Source organism: Teichococcus deserti (genome assembly GCF_001982615.1).
Taxonomy (GTDB): Bacteria; Pseudomonadota; Alphaproteobacteria; order Acetobacterales; family Acetobacteraceae; genus Pseudoroseomonas; species Pseudoroseomonas deserti.
In genome coordinates, this window is sequence record NZ_MLCO01000248.1 from 1 (window position 1) to 15,970 (window position 15,970).

Genomic DNA, 15,970 nt, shown 5'->3' on the forward strand with positions numbered 1-15,970 from the left:
GGCAGGAGGGGCGCGGACGGCAGCCAGGCGCGGCTGTCGCGGCCCGCCAGGTTGGCCGCGGCCTCGGCCAGCTCGGCGCGGCCGGCGGTCTGCAGTCCCAGCACCACGTCGCGCAGCGCCGCCTCGATCGACAGGCAGTCGGCGCCGCCGCTGCGCGCCAGGCACGGCGCGACCTCCGGCCGGTGCTGAAATGCCATCGGGCAGTGCCAGAGCTGCTGCCGCTGCTCGGCCACGGCATGCGGCGCATGGTCAGCATCGGCGCCGGCGCGGCATTCCAGCAGGTAGCAGCCGCCATCGGCGGCGGCGCGGCGGCGCAGCCCGCCGGGCAGGGCCTCCCAGCGGTCGCTGCCGGCCAGGGCCAGCAGGGCGGCGCGGCGGCGGTCGGTCAGCGGCGCGGCAAGCACGGCGCGGGTCAGCGGCGCCAGGCCGATGGCGCGCATCTGACCGCCGATGGCCAGCAGCTGGTCGCGGATGGCAGCTTCCTCGGCAGGGCCTGCCGCCTCGAGCGGCGCGGCCAGGCCGGGATCGAGATAGTCCGGCAGCACCACCGGGGCATCGCGGCCCAGCCGCGACAGCCAGAGCCGGTCCAGCGCCGCACCGGCGGCGTTCAGCAACAGGGTCAGGCCGAGCGACATCGATTGTTCCATGTCCTGGCGGCGCAAGGCATCGGGCGACAGATCCGCCTTTCTGGCTGGCTTTCCGCAGTTCAGCGAATGGCAGGAGTATGGAAGGGGGCGGTTAACAAAGCCTGATGCTCCCGGAAATCTTGCCAGAAACTGAAACATCATCGCGGAAGCCGGCAACGCAGGGCGGCGCCGTCCGTTCACCGCAACAGCCGGGACCTGCCCCGTCCCCCCTGCCCGCCGTCCCGACCCGGAGGATCCCCGCCACCATGCGTCCTGGCCTCATGCTCCTCCTCCTGGCCTGCAGCGCCCTGCCGGCGGCGGCGCAGCCGGTGCGCCAGCCGCTGCCGCCGCTCTCGGCCGAGGGGCTGCGCAGCGACAGCTTCGACGCCCGCGCCTTCGACCCGCTGGGCCCGCGCCGGCCGGCCCAGGCCGAGGCGCGCAACGCGCCCACCCCGCCGCCGCGCCCCGGCGCTGCCCTGCCGGCCGCGCCTCTGACCCAGGCCGGGCCCGGCGCCGGACCGAGCGCCGCCATCGCCGCGCCGGTGCAGGAGGCGCGGGCCGACACCGACACCCTGCGCCGCCCCGGCGTCGGCCGCGACCTGCTGAGCGACTGGTGGACCCGGCAGCAATTTGGCGGGCTGCGTTAAGTCCGGCGGATGCTGCGCACATCTTGGTCAGGCGATTTTGAGACACCGTTGATCTTCTGACGGGCGAGGCTTTGCGGGCATGATGCAGCCGCCGCCGACGCGCCGCGTCGCGTCGCGCGCGGCGCTGCTGCGCGCATGGAGCGCGCCCCCTTCCCCGTCATGAGGACTGCATGAAGCTCACCGCGAGCAAGGGCTATGTCGTCGTCCACCAGGGCCTCGGCCTCTATGTCGGCCGCACCCCGGCACTGGCCTGCTGGTCGAAGCTGAACGCCGCCGGGCGCGATGCCGTCGCAACCTTCCCCTCCGAGGCGCAGGCGCGCTTCCATGTCGAGCTCTGGGAAGGCGGCTGGCCGGATGACGCCGTGCAGGCCGGCATCGCCCTGCATGCGGTGGAGGTCGACCGGCCGGGCGGCTGGGCGAGCATCGCCGCCCTGCGCGCCGCCGGCCTCGAGGACCATCTGGGCGAGCTGGCCCATCCCGGCTGGGGCCACAGCCCCGGCCATTGCTGAGCCTCTCCTCCAAGAAGGGGCCTCAGATAAACTGCAGCTCCGCATGCAGGGCGCCGCTGGCTTTCAGCGCCATCAGCACGGAGATCAGGTCGCGCGGCGCCAGGCCCAGCGCGTTCAGCCCATCCACCAGATCCTTCAGCGTCGAGGCCTGCGGCACCACCGCCAGGCGGCGGCCGCGCTGGTCGTCCACCTCGACATCGGTGCGCGGCACCACCACCGTCTCGCCGCCCGAGAGCGGGTTGGGCTGGCTGACCTGCGGTGTCTCGGTGACGCGGATCACCAGATTGCCATGGGTGATGGCGACCGGATCGATGCGCACCTGGGCACCGACGACGATGGTGCCGGTGCGCTCGTCGATCACCACCCGTGCCGGCGTCTCCGGCGTGATCGGCAGGCTTTCCATCTGGGCGACCAGCGCCGGCAGCCGCTCGCGAAAGGCGACGGGGACGCGCAGCTGCACCGTCGCCAGGTCCAGTGCCGAAGCCGTGTCGGGGCCGAAGCGGCGGTTCAGCGCTTCCTCGATGCGCAACGCCGTGGTGAAGTCCGGGGCACGCAGCGACAGGCGCAGCACCTCGGCATTGCGCAGCTCGATGGGCACCTCGCGCTCGACCATGCCGCCGCTGGGGACGCGGCCCTGGGTGGTGACGCCGCTGCTGACGCTCTGCGCCTGGCCGCCGGCCTGGAAGCCGCCGACCACCACCGGCCCCTGGGCCACCGCATAGACCTCGCCATCGGCGCCGAGCAGCGGCGTCACGATCAGCGTGCCGCCATTGAGGCTGCGGCTGTCACCCAGCGAGGAGGCCTGCACGTCGATCAGCGTGCCCTGCCGCGCGAAGGGCGGCAGGGTGGCAGTGACGATGACGGCCGCGGTGTTGCGGGTCTGCACCCGGGCATCGGCCACGTTGATGCCCATGCGCTCGAGCATGGCGCTCAGGCTCTGCAGGGTGAAGGGGTTGTTGCGCAGCTGGTCGCCGGTGCCCTGCAGCCCGATCACCAGCCCGTAGCCGACCAGCTGGTTCCCCCGCACCCCCTCGATGGTGATGATGTCCTTCAGCCGCACCTGGGCGCTTGCGGGCAGCGCCGGCAGCAGCAGCCCCAGCAGCAGACCGAGAAATTTCGTGTGACGCAGGATGCGGCGCGGCATGGCGGCGCCTCCCGTCAGCTCTTGTAGCGCAGGCCGGCGATCGCCAGCGAGGCCAGCGGCATCACCGCCGGGTTCAGCCCGATCAGCGACTTCAGCGCCTCCAGCGCCTCCTGCACCTGCAGGTCGCGCTGCAGCCGCGCTTCGGGCGGCAGCGGCCGCGCCTCCTGCAGCCGCTGCACCGCGCCCCAGAGCTGCACCGCCGCCTCCCGCGCGAGCGGCGTCGCCATCATGAAGCCCTCGGCGCAATCCTCGGTGCCGCAGCCCAGTGCCTCGGCAATGGCGGCATAGGTGGCGATGTCCTCCTCCTCCAGCGCCAGCGGGACGAAGGGCGGATCGGCCAAGGGAAGCTGGCTGGAAGGCATGTCCGGATTCTCCGTGTCCTGGCCCGCGGACAAGCGCGCGCAGCGCAGGAAAGTTCAGAGGTAGTTGACGAAGCTGAGATCGGCGAGGCGCGCGGTGATGCTGTAGGTCGCCTGCAGCTGCAGCTGCAGCTGGCTGATGCGGTCGGAGACGGTGTAGTAGTCCGAGGCTTCCAGATCGTTGATCTGGGCGGTCGCGGCGCTGACCGCGCGATCCTGGATGTCGGCGACGTTCTGCAGCCGCTGCTGCTTGGTCCCCAGCACGCCGGCGACGACGGTCAGCTGTGCGCGCGCCGTGCGCATCAGGTCGCCCGCCTTGTCGAGAATGGCGGTGCGCGCCTCCTCCGACAGCGAGGTGTCCGGCGCGTCCAGCAGGGTCAGCATCGACAACGCCTCATAGGCGTTCTTGAAAGTGTCGTTGTCGGCGCGGACATTGTAGCTCAGCGTCTCGCCGGCGCCGATGCGCACCAGGGAATTGGCGTCGCTCTCCGGGTCGGTGCTGCCGTTCATCGCGGTGCGGCTGGTCGAGACATAGACCAGCCCGTAGAAGGAGGTTGTTCCCGTCGCGTCGCGCTGGACATTGGCGAACATGGCGTCGAAACCGGCCAGCATGGTCGTCGTCTGGGTCGCGTCGAGCGGCGCGCCGGCCGCCGTCACCGCCGTGGTCAGCTGCCCGGAAGCCCAGGCCGCCAGCGCCGCCGAATCTGCAACCGGTGGCTTGGACGTATCGGTCCCGCCAAAAATATTCTGCCCGTCCCAATGCGCGTTCAGCAGGTCGGTCAGGCTGCCCAGCACTTCCTTGGCGTGGCTGGCGATGATGGTGTAGCCATTGTCCTTCAGCTGATCGACCTTGAGGATCTCGGGCGACATCTGGTCCATCAGGTCGCCGATCGAGGTCATGGCGGTCTGCATGGTCTTCAGCCGCTCGCCGGCCAGGCTGGTCGCGTTCTTGATCGCCTCGCCCTGCTGCACGTCGCCATAGAGCTTGTAGAGCAGCGAGGCGCCGACGCCCAGGCTGCGCGCCGGATCGGCCTTGCGTCCGGAGGACATCTCGGCGGTCAGGACGGCCAGGTCGCTCTGCATCCGCATCAGCCCGGCCTGGCGGCCAAGGGCGATGCCGGAGGGGGACACGCGGTCGGACATCATCGCTCTCTCCTGTCGCCTCAGCGGATCTGGCCCAGCTCGTCGAGCATGCGCGACGCCGCCTGGATGATCTGCACGGAGGCAGAATAGGTCTGCTGCACCAGCAGCAGCCGCTGCAGTTCCTCGTCGACATTGACGCTGGTCTTGTTTGACAGGTCCTGCCGCGCCTCCAGCACCAGGTTGGCGCGGGTGGCGGCGCGGTCGGTCCAGACGGCGCGCTCGGACTGCATCAACCCGATGCTCTGCGACGCCGCCTGCGACAGGTTCATCGAGCCCGGCAGGCCGGTGGTGCTGTCATAGCTGCGCGCCACGTTCATCGCGTCGAGCGCGGCCAGAACATAGGAGTTGTCGGCGGCATTGGCGTCGCTGGTCGCCTGCATGCCGGTGCGCAGCTTCCACAGCACGCCGCCCTGGTCGGGATCGGCCGCGGCATTGATGGCGATGCGGCGCGACAGGCCGGTGAAGGTCGAGAAGCCGCCGCTGCTGTCCCAGTTGGCGGCGCCGCCATCGGTGAAGAGGCCGGCCTGGGTGCCGGTCAGCGTCGGATCCGAGGCCTGGAAGCTGTCGATCAGCCGGGCGCTGACCTGGTCGAGCATGTCGACGAAGTTCGGCAGGATGTCGTCGCGCAGTGCGAAGCCGGCAGCGATCGAGCCGGTGTCGGAGATGCGCAGCGCTCCCTGCCCTTCCACCGTGATCGCCGACAGCATCGCCGGATGCCGCGCCTCGGCCGTGATGAAGGGCGTCGAGGTGAAGGACAGGTGATGCGCCCGGGTGCTGTCGTAGAGCGTGTTGCCGCCATCGGTCATGACGATGAAGTTGCCGGGCCCGCTGTCGAAGGTGCGGATCGGCAGCTTGGCGGAGATCTCGGCCAGGATGACGTCGCGCCGGTCCTCGTATTCCGCGGTCGAGGCGCCGCGGGCGCTGGCCAGCGACATCTGCCGGTCGATCTCGGCCAGGCTGTCGAGCGACTTGTTCACCGCGGTCACGTCGGTCGCGATGCCCAGATCGGCATCGGCCCGCGCCTGGCCCACCGCCGCGTCGGCGTCGTGCAGCGTGTCGACCAGGTCCTGCGCCGCCGCCAGCGCCTGGGCTTGCGACACCGCATTGTCCGGGCTGGAGGAGAGCGTGGTCATCGCCGTCTGGAAGGCGCCGAGCTTGGAGGAGAGCGAGCGCGCGTCCGACGGCTGGCCAACGGTGGAATTATAGGCCTCGAGCCCGGTCTGGATGGTCTTGGCGAAGGCCTCCGAGGCATCGGCGGCGCGGGAGGTGGCGGCCAGTGCCGCATCACCCAGCCGCAGGGTCGGCAGCGTGTTGACGCCCGAGCCGGTGCCTGCCACCAGCCGCTCGCTGCGCGGCAGGTCGCGGCGGACATAGCCGGGGGTGCTGGCATTGGCGATGTTGTTGGCCAGCAGCATCGCATGCCGCTGCTCGGCGGCGAGCGAGGAAAGCGCGTTGGAAAGGGCGGCCTGGATGCTCATGCGGGGATGCTCATGCTGCGACGTCCTGTCAGGGCCGATCCTAGGATAGTTTTTCGCATGTCGCGAGGCGCCGGCCGGTGCCTCGCGGTCACGCTCCCGCGCTGATCCAGGAAGATCAGCGCTTCAGATTGGTCGCCTCCTCCATCATCTGGTCCGCCGTGCGGATGACGGTCGCGTTGGAGCTGTAGGCGCGCTGGGTCTCGATCAGGTTGGTGAGCTCGGTGCCGATATCGACGTTGGAGGATTCCAGCGCGCCGCCCGAGGTGGTGCCGGCCGCCCCGCTGCCGGGATCGAGCAGCCGCACCGCGCCGGCCGCCAGCGACATCTCGAAGGCGTCGCCGCGCACCGGGTTCAGCCCGTTGGCATTGGGGAAGATCGCCAGCTTCAGCGCATAGATCGGCCGCGACTTGCCGTTGGAGAAGGTGGCGACGACCATGCCGTCATCCTGCACCGAGACGCGCTCGAGCAGGCCGAAGGCAGAGCCGTTCTTCTCGATCTTGGTCGGCAGGTACTGCCCGGTCAGCTGCGTCGTGCCCTCGAAGCTGTTGAAGGTGCCCAGCGTGATCGGCAGGTCGCTGCCGGCGAAGCCGCCCTGCACGCCGACCTTGATGGTCAGGATGCCCTTCTCGGCGTCATAGGCGCCGAGCACGCTGGCGGCGGCCAGGTTGTCCGGCGTGCCGTAGTCGCTGGCCGGCGTGCTGGCGACGGCGCCATAGGTCGCCGGGTTCGGCGTGCCGGTGAGCAGCGGGGAAGAGCCGGCCGGGGTGGTGAAGCCCGGCGACACCTGGGCCACGCCCGCGGTCTGCGCGTTGCTGTCCCAGACCGCAGCCAGGGTGCCGGCATTGATGCCGTTGCTCCAGAACTGCATGCCGATGGCGGCGACGCGCTTGGTGGTGTCGTAGACATCGGTCGCCGCCAGGTCGCCCGAGGCGCTGTCGAAGATCTCCAACGTCCAGGTCGAGGTGTCGCTGGCGCCGTCCTGCTCCGGCAGCACCGGGGTGTAGCGGTAGGTCAGGGTCTGGGTGCCACCCGTGGCGTCGTAGTAGTCGATGCTGCTGGTGAAGGCATTGGTCAGCGGCGGCGGGTTGGCATAGCCGCTCTGCTCCTTCGGCAGGTTCATCCAGACCCGCATCTCGGTGGTCGGCGCCGAGGCCACGCTGATGTTGTTGATGTTCACCGTGGTCAGGCTGTCGACATTGTTGTCGCCGAGGCTGCCCACCGGATTGCCGTCGGCGCCCAGCTTGACGCCCTGCAGGTAGTAGCCGGCGGTGTTCAGCAGATTGCCGAAGGCGTCGGGGCGGAAGGAGCCGGCGCGGGTCGCCAGATACTTGCCGCTGCTCTCCGAGGTCTCGTTGACCACCAGGAAGCCGTTGCCGTTGACGGCGACGTCGGTGTCGACGCCGGTGGCCTGCACCTGGCCGACCTTGCTGATCTCCAGCCGGTTGCGCGGCGCGACGCCGGCCAGCGCATAGGAGCCCTGGCTGGAGCCTTCCAGCACCAGGCTCTCGAACTGGGTGTCGACCCGCTTGTAGCCGACGGTCGAGCTGTTGGCGATGTTGTTGGAAATGCCGGCCAGCTTGGTCGACTGGGCGTTCAGGCCCGAGGTGCTGGTGCGCAGGGCATTGATGGCCGTCATCGGCGGTCCCTCATGAAGAGCAGTGACACAGGTCCCGGCGCGGCCAGGCCGCACCGGATGCGGGTCGGGGACCGGCGCCGGCTTCTGCCAGCAGGCCGGAAAAAGCGCGGGGTTTCACCGCCGCGGTTCCTGGGCACGGCGCTGCGCCGTCTCGGCCGCGCGCGCCTCGGCGACCACGTCGCTGCGCAGCACGGTGATGGCGATGCGGCGGTTGCGCGCGTCGTTCGGCGCGTCGGGCATCAGCGGATCGACCGCCGCCCTGCCCTCGACGCGATACATCCGGCCGGAAGCGACGCGGGCGCGCTCCAGCAGGCGGCGGGCGCTGTTGGCGCGGTCGGCCGAGAGCTCCCAGTTGCCGTAATTGCCGCGCTGGTAGCTCTGCGCGTCGGTATGGCCGGCGACCACCACCTCGTTCGGCACGGTGGCCAGCACGCTGCCCACCACCTCCAGGATGCGCGACAGCCGCGGCGTCGGGTCGAAGCTGCCGGGGGCGAACATCGGCGCGCCGTCGCGGTCGAAGATCTGCAGCCGCAGCCCTTCGGGCGTCATCTCGATCTGGATGTTTTGCGAGAACTCCTTCAGCGCCTCGCTGGCGGCCTGGCGCTCCAGCTCGGCCTTCAGCGCGTCGAAGCGCTGCCGCTCGATCGGGTCGCGGGTCGAGACCGCGGCGCCATCGGCCTGCAGCTGCTGCTGCGGCGCAGGGCTCGGCGCTGCCTGCCCGTCGCCCGCGGCCTCGCCGCCCTGGTTCTCGCCCTGGGCGCCGCCCTCGTCGGTCTGGGTGAGCGAGGCCTGGCGGTCGTCGCCGGCGACCAGCACCGAGCGGCCGCCATCCAGCGCCCCCGTGCCGGACGGCATGTCGAGGATCGAGGAGGCGGTGAAGAACTGGGCGATACCCTCGCGCTGCGACTGGGTGGTGCTGGAGAGCAGCCACATCACCAGGAAGAAGGCCATCATCGCCGTGACGAAGTCGGCATAGGCGATCTTCCACTGCCCGCCATGCTCGTCGTCATGGTCGCCGTGGTGCTTCTTGATGATGATCGGGCGCTTGAGGTGGTCGTCCGCGCTCATGCCTTAGGCCTGCCCGTGCTGCAGCGGCATCCATCTAGCGCCTTCGTTTTTCGCATTTCAAGTCTGCCGCTCGGCGGCGCTGTGCCGCACCGTCAGGCTGCCCTGCAGCCGCAGCCGGTGCAGCGCCGCCGCGAAGCCCTCGGTCATCGCCAGCACGGTCAATCGCGGCAGCGGCTGCGCGGTCTCCAGCACGGCGTCCATCCGTCCCTCCTCCAGCCGGGCGCGCAGGTCGATGCGCCCCGTGGCGGGCAGGCTGAGCTGGGCCGCCAGCGCATGCCGCGCGGTGGGCCTGGGCCCGACGCGGGCGCCGCGGTCGGGCCGCCAGAACAGCGCCAGCCAGACCAGCCCTCCGGCCGGCCCCAGCATCGGCAACTGCCGCGCATGCCAGGCCTGCAGCTCGCCAAGGCTGGCCGGCAGCGGCGGCGGCGCGTCGAGCAGCGCCACGACCTCGGCCTCGGCCAGCTGCAGCCGGGCGGCCAGGGCAGCCAGCCGCTCTGGCCCGAGCCAGCGCCGCACGTCGGGGCGCAGCAGGCCGAGCGCCAGCGGCACAGCGAGGCCGGCCGGCCCGCCCGGCAGCAGCGCCGCCAGGTCCGCGGCCCCGGCGGCGTCGGCATCCAGCCCGCGGGTCCATTCGGCGATCGGGACGTCGGGCTTGCCCAGCGGCGGCACGGCGCTCAGCGCCCGGGCGGCGGCGGCATAGCCGGCCCCCGCCTCGGCGCCCAGCGTCCCGGGCGGCGTCGCCACGGCATCGCGCCGGGCCAGATCGCGGCGGGCGGTGCCGGCGATGGGCGGCACCTGGGCCAGGTCGTCGGGCCGGCCAGGGGTCACGCGGCGCTCCTTCTGCGGTCACTGGGGCAGGGAAGACTTCTGACGTCAGGAGTCCCCGACCTCGTCCTCCTCCAGGATGAAGATGCGGCCCTCGTCGGCCAGGCGCTTGGCGATGGTGATGATGTCGGCCTGCGCCTCCTCCACCGCCTTGCGCCGCTGCGCCGGCATGTTCTCGATCTCGTCGCGCATCATGGTGGCGGCGCGTTCCGACATGCTCGACAGGAAGAGCTCGCGCAGCTCGGGGCTGGCGGCGGTCAGCGCCACCTGCAGCTTGTCGGCCGGGCATTCGGCGACCAGCGTCGCGAAGGTCGAGCGGTCGACGCGGATCAGGTCGCCGAAGGTGAACATGATGCGGCGGATGCGCGCGGCGGCCGAGGGCTCGCGCGTCTCGATGCTGCGCATCAGCTGCTCGACCAGCCCCTTGTCGGCGCGGTTCATGATCTCGGCCACGATCTGCGAGCTGTCGCGCTCGTAGCTGCGGCTGAGGTTGGTGATGAACTCCTTCTGCAGGGTCAGCTCAATATCCTGCAGCACGCCCTTCTGGATGCTGTCCATCCGCACCATGCGCAGCACGATCTCGTCGATCGAGGCCGGCGTCAGCAGCGCCAACACGCGCGCCGCATGCTGCGCCGGCAGCTTGGCCAGGATCACCGCCGAGGTCTGCGCCAGCTCGGTGCGCAGATAGGTCGCCAGCACCTCCGGCGAGATATTGGCCAGCTTCTCCCACATGGTCTTGCCCTCGGGACCACGGATCTCGTCCATGATCTCGTTGACCTTCTCCGAGGGCAGCATGCGGCGCAGCAGCCGCTCGGTGGTCTCGGCGGTGCCGACCACGGTGCCGGTGCGGCCGACCTCGCCGCGGAAGCGGTTGATGACACGCTCCACCTGGTCGATGTCGATCTTGCCGAGATTGGCCATGGAGCGGCTGACCCGGCGGATCTCATGCTCCTCCAGCTTGTCGAAGAGCTGCTGGCTGCGGTGCTCGTCCAGCGCCATGAAGAGCACGGCGACATCGGACAGCGGGTCGGACCGGTTGTCGATGGTGCGGACGGCGCGGCGCGCCTCGGGGGCTTTCATCGGGCAGGGCTCCGCGGTTCGGCGGTCGTGATCGTCTCAGGCAGGGCGCCCAGGGGCATCAGCCCGAGGGGCAGCGCAGCCGGCGGACCGAAGAGCGGCTGCAGCAGCGCCGCCAGCACCGGCACCAGCTCGACCGGCAGGGTGGTGCCGGGCTCAATCCGGGCGACCAGCTCGGACAGGTCGGCCTCGGGCCCGGACGGCAGGAAGACGCCCTGGCTGGCCGCGATGGCGAGCAGCCGCGCCCGCAGCGGCTCCGGCGGCAGGTCCAGCATTTCTCTCAAGGCGACGCGGCGCAGCGCCGAGGCCAGCGCGCGCCGGCGGCGGATGCGCCAGGCGGGACGCCGCGCCGCCTCGGGCCGCGCCGCCTCGGCCCGCGCCGCCTCGGGCAGGGCGACCAGGGCCTGCGCGGGGGCGTCACCGTCCTCGGCTGCGGTCACGTGGAGAAACTCCGCACCAGGGCGCCGGCCACCAGGGTCCAGCCGTCGACAAGAACGAAGAAGATCAGCTTGAAGGGCAGGCTGACCACGACGGGCGGCAGCATCATCATGCCCATGCCCATCAGCACCGAGCTGATGGCGATGTCGATCGCCAGGAAGGGCAGGAAGAGCAGGAAGCCGATCTGGAAAGCCTTGTTCAGCTCGGAGATGATGAAGGCCGCCGAGAGGATATGCAGCGGCACCTGCTGCCGCGCCGCGGCGCCGCGCGCGGCCGGGGCCTCGCCCTCCTTGGCGCCGGGCGGCTCCCAGCGGGCGATCTCGATGAACAGCGCCAGGTCGCGCTCCCGCACATTGGCTTCCATGAAGCCGCGGAAGGGCAGGATGGCGCGCTCGGCCGCCATCTCTTCGGTGATGGTGCCGTCCATCAGCGGGCGCGCCGCGTCGTTCCAGGCGCGCTCCAGCACCGGCGCCATGACGAAGGCCGCCAGGAACAGGCTGAGGCTGACCACCACCGAGTTCGGCGGCGACTGCTGCAGGCCAAGCGCGGTGCGCAGCATCGACAGCACCACGACGATGCGGGTGAAGGCGGTGGCCACCACCAGCAGGCCGGGGGCGAGCGCCAGCAGGGTGGTCGCGACGATCAGCGCGACCACGTTGGTGGTCAGGCTCTGCTGGCCGCCGGGCACGGCCGGCGCGTCGTTCGGGCCGATGTTCAGCGTGACGCTCTGGCCGAGCGCGGGCGCCGCCAACAGGGTCAGGGCGAGCAGCGCCAGCAGCAGCAGCGGCCAGCGGCGCGGCGCGGCGGCGGGCGCCTGGAGCGGGGGGGGAAGCGGCATTCTGCCGGCTCTCCGCGGCGTCGGGGATCAGCTGGAGGAGGAGACGATCTCGGTGATCGAGATCGACAGCCGCCCGTCATCGGTGATCTGGATCTCGCCGCGGGCGATCAGCCGCTCATTGGCCATCAGGTCGATCGGCTCGCCGACCTTCTTGTCGAATTCGATGACCGAGCCGCGGCTGAGGTCGAAGAGCGCCGCCATCGGCAGGCGCTTGTTGCCCAGCACCACCTGCACATTGACGGGGATGTCCATGATGCGCGGCCGGCGCTCGGCCAGGAACGGGTTCTCGGAGGATGATACGGTTTCGCTCACGGCGTGGTCTCCTCAGGCGCAGGCAGGGGCGCATCAGGCGGGATGGCGGCGGTGCCGGCCGGGTCGCGGGTCAGGGTGACGGTCAGGCCCGGCGCGGCGGCAAGGACGGACGGCGCCATCGCCTGAGGCACGGGCGTCTGCGGCAAGGATGGTGGCGGCACGGATTGCGGTGCCGGCGCCGGTTGCGGCGGCGGCCCGGCCAGCTCGGGCGCGAGCATCGGCGAGGGCGCGCCCAGCACCGCTAGCACCCGTCCCATCAGCGCCGCCGGATCGTAGAGCAGCCCGCCATCGCTCCAGCCGGCCTCGGCCTGGCCTTCCGGCAGGGTGGGATCGGGCAGCAGCCGCAGCCGCACCGGCGGCTCCAGCCCGGGCAGCCCGTCCTTCTCCGCCTCGGCGAGCGTTGCCGGATGGGCGCGCAGCGTGATGGTGTCGGCCGCGCGCTCGGTCAGCGCCTCGGCCAGCAGGGCGGCCACCTCGCCGCCGGCGGCGCGTGCCAGCAGCGCCGGGAAGACCGCCTGCAGCCCGGCGACCAGCGCCGCGCGCAGATCGGCATCGAGCATCCGCCGGTCCTCGGCGCGCCGGGCCAGCAGCTGCTCCAGCGCCTCGGCCGCGGCGGCGGCGCCTCGCAGGCCGCGGCGGGCCAGCTCGGCCCTGGCCTCCTTGGCGGCCTCGGCCTTCCCTGCCTCGCGCCCCTCGGCGCGGCCAAGGGCCAGGCCTTCCTCCAGCCCGCGCATCCGCCCCGCTTCCAGCGCGGTGCTGCGGATCCGCTCCTCGGCGCGCAGCCGCGCGGCGGCCGAACCATCCTCGTCGGCGATCAGCGCGGTCAGCGCCGGCGGGTGGAAGGGGCGCAGATAGGTCATGCCGGCGTCCCCTCCTCGATCCAGCTGCGCACCACCGCCAGCGCCTCTTCCGGCCGGTTGTCGATGATCTCGTGCAGCGCGGTCAGCGAGGACAGCCGCACCTGCAGGTCGAGGCCCACCGTTGCGATTGCCTCGTCCATGCTGTTGGCCTGGGCGGCGGCCTCGGCCGCGGCGGCTGCCTCGGCGGCGGCGACGGCGGCGGCCAGCGCCGCGCGCTGCTGCTGCTTCCGGCGCCGCAGCATCAGCCCGCCGGCGCCCAGCGCCAGCAGCGCGCCGCCGCCGATCATGGCCAGCTGGTTGGCGTTCAGCCCGGCGATCACCGGGGCGCCGGCGCCGCCGGCCTCGGCCAGGGTGCCGGCGCCTTCCTCCGGCAGGAAGGTCAGGGTGTCGACGGTCAGCGTGTCGCCGCGGCTCTGGCTGAAGCCGACGGCCGAGCGCACCAGCGCCGCCAGCCGGTCCAGCTCCTCCTTCGGTCGGGGCTGCGGCTTGCCCTCGGCATCGAGCAGGCCATCGACGACGACGGCGACGCTCAGGCGCTTCAGCGTGCCGGGCTCGCGCACCGTCTCCTCCACCTTGGAGGAGATCTCGAAATTCACCGTCTGGTTGTTGCGCTGGATCGCCGAGACGCTGCGCTGCGCATTGCCGCCGGCCTGCTGGTTGGGCAGGTTCTGGCCCACCGTCACCGGCTGCTGGCCGCGGCCATCCTCGGTGTTCTCCTGCTCGGTCTGCAGCTGCCGGCCGCGCTCGACCTGGCCGAGCGGGTCATAGGTCTCGGCGCGGGCCACCATGCGGGCGCCCTCGATCTCGACGCTGGCCACGGCGCGCACCTTGCCGCGGCCGACGATCGGCTCCAGCAGGTCGAGCACGGCGCGCTGCAGCGCCTGCTCCTGGGCGCTGCGGATTTCTCCCAGTCGCCCGGCGGCGGCGGCCATGCCGCCATCGGCGGCCAGCACCACGCCGGCGCTGTCCATCACCGAGACATCCTCCTGCCGCAGCCGCGGCACGGCACCGGCGACCAGCAGGCGGATCGCCTGCGCCGGCGCGCTGCCCAGCCGCTGCCCGGCTGCGGTGGTGACCGTGACCGAGGCGGTGGGCGATGGCGCATCACGGGAGAAACTCTCGCGCTCGGGCAGCACGATATGGACGCGGGCGGCGCGCACCCCCTGCAGGGTGACGATGGTCCGCGCCAGCTCGCCTTCCAGGGCGCGCAGCCGCTGCACCCGCTGCATGAAGGAGGTCATCTGCATCGGGCTCGCCTGGTCGAGCAGCTCGTAGCCGGCGCCGCCCTGGCGCGGCAGGCCCTCGGCCGCCAGCTGCATGCGCAGCCGCGCCACCTGCTCGGGGGGCACGAAGATGCTGCCGTCGCCGCGCGCCTCGACCGGGATCTTGAGCTCCTCCAGCCGCGCGGCCATGCGGCCGGCATCGGCGGGCTCGAGCCCGGCATAGAGCAGCCCGGTCGGCGCATGGGCCGATCGCGCCACCAGCACGACCGCCAGCAGCGCCGCCAGCGCCACGCCGACCAGGCCTGCAAGCCGCGCCGGCCCCAGCCGCGCCAGGCTGCCGCCCAAACCCCCCAGATCGAAGCCGGGTCCCAGGGTCCTGACTTGCTGCATCGACCTTCTATCGCCCCATGCTGGCTGCTTCGGCAGCGCCGCGGCGCGCTCGACGCCGTGTCTGCGAAATATTTCCTTAATTCACCGGCCTGGACCGGCGGAGTTCGACCCGTGGTTGTTTTTAGCGTGGCATGCGAGAACGCGTCGGTTTATATCTGGCGCCACTCCGCTTGTCGCGCGAAAAATCGTCAGAGACGGGAGATCCGCCCCCCATGTCCTCGACCACCGCGGAAAAAGCCGCGAAACCGCCCGAGAAGCCGGCCAGGAAGGCGGGCGGGATGAAGCGGCTGCTCCTGCTGCTGCTGCCCCTGCTGGTGCTGGCGGGCGCCGGGGCCGGCGCCTGGTTCTATGTGCCGGCGGTGCAGGCGCTGCTCGGCAGCGGCCATGCGGCGGAGGGGGAGGCGGCGCCCGCCCCCGCTGCGACGGCCGCCGTGCCCGGCAAGCCGAGCTTCGTCGAATTCCCCGAGATGACGCTGTCGCTGCCCAATGCCGGGCGGCCGCGGCAGCTGCGGCTGAAGCTGGCGGTCGAGGTCAATGGCGACCCGGCCCAGGTGCAGCCGGAGCTGCTGAGCCCGCGCATCTATGACAGCCTGGTCCTCTATCTGCGCACCCTGCGGGAAGGCGAGATGGAGGGGGCGCTGGCCATGGACCGGCTGCGCGGCGACCTGCACCGCCGCTTCGAGCTGGTGCTGGGTCCCGGCCGGGTGCGCGACGTGCTGATCACCAGCTTCGTGGTGGCCTGAATGAGCGGCACCGACGGCAGCGAGCCGGTCCCGGACGAAACCCCGAAGCCGATCCCGGAGGCCGCCGCCGGCGAGCCTGCCGGTCAATCCGCCGGCGATCCGGCCGACGACCCCATGGCCGACTGGGGCGCCGCCGGCGTCGACATGGGCCAGGGCGACATCGACGATCTGTTCGGCGGGCCCGAGGCCCCGGCCGACGATGGGCCGCGCCGGGGCCTGGAGGCGCTGGTCGGCGGCGCGGTGCGCTTCGAGAAGCTGCCGATGCTCGACATCGTGGTCGACCGGCTGGCGCGGCTGATGACCAGCAGCGCGCGAAAATTCACTGCCGACAATGCCGACGTGGTCATCGACCGCACCCGGCCGGTGCGCGTCGGCGCCTTCCTCGACACCATCACCCTGCCCGCCCTGATCGGCATCATCCGCATTGAGGAATGGGACGGGTATTGCCTGGCGGCACTGGATTCGCGGCTGATCGGCTCGATCGTCGACATCCTGCTGGGCGGCCGGCGCAACGAGCTGCAGCGGATCGAGGGCCGCCCCTACACGCCGATCGAGCGCACCTTCGTGGAAAAATTCGTCTCGATCGTCACCAACGACATGAGCCGCGCCTTCGAGGCGGTCTGCCCGGCCTCCTTCCGCCTCGAGCGCTTCGAG

The 15,970-nt window shown here is 71.6% G+C and carries 18 protein-coding genes; 4 read left to right on the forward strand and 14 right to left on the reverse strand.

The genetic code is table 11. The annotated features are described in order from the left end of the window. The coding region (locus BKE38_RS22305; protein ID WP_131829685.1) for a hypothetical protein at positions 1-635 on the reverse strand (635 nt) is incomplete at its 3' end. 257 nt (positions 636-892) lie between these two features. Here BKE38_RS22305 and BKE38_RS32320 point away from each other — a divergent pair. After that, positions 893-1,273: a hypothetical protein gene (locus tag BKE38_RS32320; protein WP_165694255.1), complete on the forward strand. Its 381-nt coding sequence runs from the start codon at positions 893-895 to the stop codon at positions 1,271-1,273. 170 nt (positions 1,274-1,443) lie between these two features. Beyond that, complete coding sequence (locus BKE38_RS22315) at positions 1,444-1,782, forward strand: hypothetical protein (RefSeq protein ID WP_076959439.1); 339 nt, start codon at positions 1,444-1,446, stop codon at positions 1,780-1,782. A 22-nt stretch (positions 1,783-1,804) separates the two neighbouring features. Here BKE38_RS22315 and BKE38_RS22320 read toward each other — a convergent pair whose 3' ends face one another. From BKE38_RS22320 to fliF, 13 genes are all read right to left on the reverse strand, one after another. Further along, complete coding sequence (locus tag BKE38_RS22320) at positions 1,805-2,926, reverse strand: flagellar basal body P-ring protein FlgI (RefSeq protein WP_076959440.1); 1,122 nt, start codon at positions 2,924-2,926, stop codon at positions 1,805-1,807. A 14-nt stretch (positions 2,927-2,940) separates the two neighbouring features. Next, positions 2,941-3,288: a polysaccharide deacetylase gene (locus BKE38_RS22325; protein ID WP_076959441.1), complete on the reverse strand. Its 348-nt coding sequence runs from the start codon at positions 3,286-3,288 to the stop codon at positions 2,941-2,943. Between the two features lie 54 nt (positions 3,289-3,342). Continuing rightward, positions 3,343-4,428 (reverse strand): flagellin N-terminal helical domain-containing protein, encoded by a 1,086-nt coding sequence (locus BKE38_RS22330; RefSeq protein WP_076959451.1) that lies wholly within the window; start codon positions 4,426-4,428, stop codon positions 3,343-3,345. A gap of 20 nt (positions 4,429-4,448) precedes the next feature. Beyond that, on the reverse strand, positions 4,449-5,906 hold the full coding sequence (gene flgK / locus BKE38_RS22335; protein ID WP_076959442.1) for a flagellar hook-associated protein FlgK: 1,458 nt from the start codon (positions 5,904-5,906) through the stop codon (positions 4,449-4,451). A gap of 115 nt (positions 5,907-6,021) precedes the next feature. Further along, a complete protein-coding gene (locus BKE38_RS22340) occupies positions 6,022-7,542 on the reverse strand; it encodes a flagellar hook protein FlgE (RefSeq protein WP_076959443.1) in 1,521 nt (506 codons plus the stop codon). 114 nt (positions 7,543-7,656) lie between these two features. Then, positions 7,657-8,610, reverse strand: a complete 954-nt coding sequence (locus tag BKE38_RS22345; RefSeq protein ID WP_076959444.1) for a flagellar motor protein MotB — start codon at positions 8,608-8,610, stop codon at positions 7,657-7,659. 57 nt (positions 8,611-8,667) lie between these two features. After that, the gene (locus tag BKE38_RS22350) at positions 8,668-9,438 is read right to left on the reverse strand and encodes a hypothetical protein (RefSeq protein ID WP_076959445.1); all 771 of its coding nucleotides are present in this window, start codon (positions 9,436-9,438) and stop codon (positions 8,668-8,670) included. A 45-nt stretch (positions 9,439-9,483) separates the two neighbouring features. Continuing rightward, on the reverse strand, positions 9,484-10,515 hold the full coding sequence (locus tag BKE38_RS33690; protein ID WP_083747779.1) for a flagellar motor switch protein FliG: 1,032 nt from the start codon (positions 10,513-10,515) through the stop codon (positions 9,484-9,486). Next, complete coding sequence (locus BKE38_RS22360; RefSeq protein ID WP_076959446.1) at positions 10,512-10,952, reverse strand: hypothetical protein; 441 nt, start codon at positions 10,950-10,952, stop codon at positions 10,512-10,514. Before BKE38_RS22360 ends, BKE38_RS33690 begins: the two co-directional genes overlap by 4 nt. Continuing rightward, the gene (gene fliP, locus BKE38_RS22365) at positions 10,949-11,788 is read right to left on the reverse strand and encodes a flagellar type III secretion system pore protein FliP (RefSeq protein ID WP_165694256.1); all 840 of its coding nucleotides are present in this window, start codon (positions 11,786-11,788) and stop codon (positions 10,949-10,951) included. The genes BKE38_RS22360 and fliP overlap by 4 nt, the downstream gene beginning before the upstream one ends. Positions 11,789-11,815: 27 nt before the next feature. Beyond that, a complete protein-coding gene (locus BKE38_RS22370; protein ID WP_076959447.1) occupies positions 11,816-12,100 on the reverse strand; it encodes a FliM/FliN family flagellar motor switch protein in 285 nt (94 codons plus the stop codon). Continuing rightward, positions 12,097-12,960, reverse strand: a complete 864-nt coding sequence (locus BKE38_RS22375; RefSeq protein WP_076959448.1) for a FliH/SctL family protein — start codon at positions 12,958-12,960, stop codon at positions 12,097-12,099. Before BKE38_RS22375 ends, BKE38_RS22370 begins: the two co-directional genes overlap by 4 nt. Next, on the reverse strand, positions 12,957-14,573 hold the full coding sequence (gene fliF / locus BKE38_RS22380) for a flagellar basal-body MS-ring/collar protein FliF (RefSeq protein ID WP_076959449.1): 1,617 nt from the start codon (positions 14,571-14,573) through the stop codon (positions 12,957-12,959). The genes BKE38_RS22375 and fliF overlap by 4 nt, the downstream gene beginning before the upstream one ends. Before the next feature lie 278 nt (positions 14,574-14,851). Here fliF and BKE38_RS22385 point away from each other — a divergent pair, with 278 nt between their 5' ends. Both BKE38_RS22385 and BKE38_RS22390 read left to right on the forward strand, forming a co-directional pair. Then, positions 14,852-15,316, forward strand: coding sequence for a flagellar basal body-associated FliL family protein (locus tag BKE38_RS22385; protein WP_242662543.1), 465 nt, complete (start codon positions 14,852-14,854; stop codon positions 15,314-15,316). Further along, positions 15,317-15,970 (forward strand): flagellar motor switch protein FliM (locus BKE38_RS22390; protein WP_474104350.1); only part of this gene is annotated, 654 nt, incomplete at its 3' end.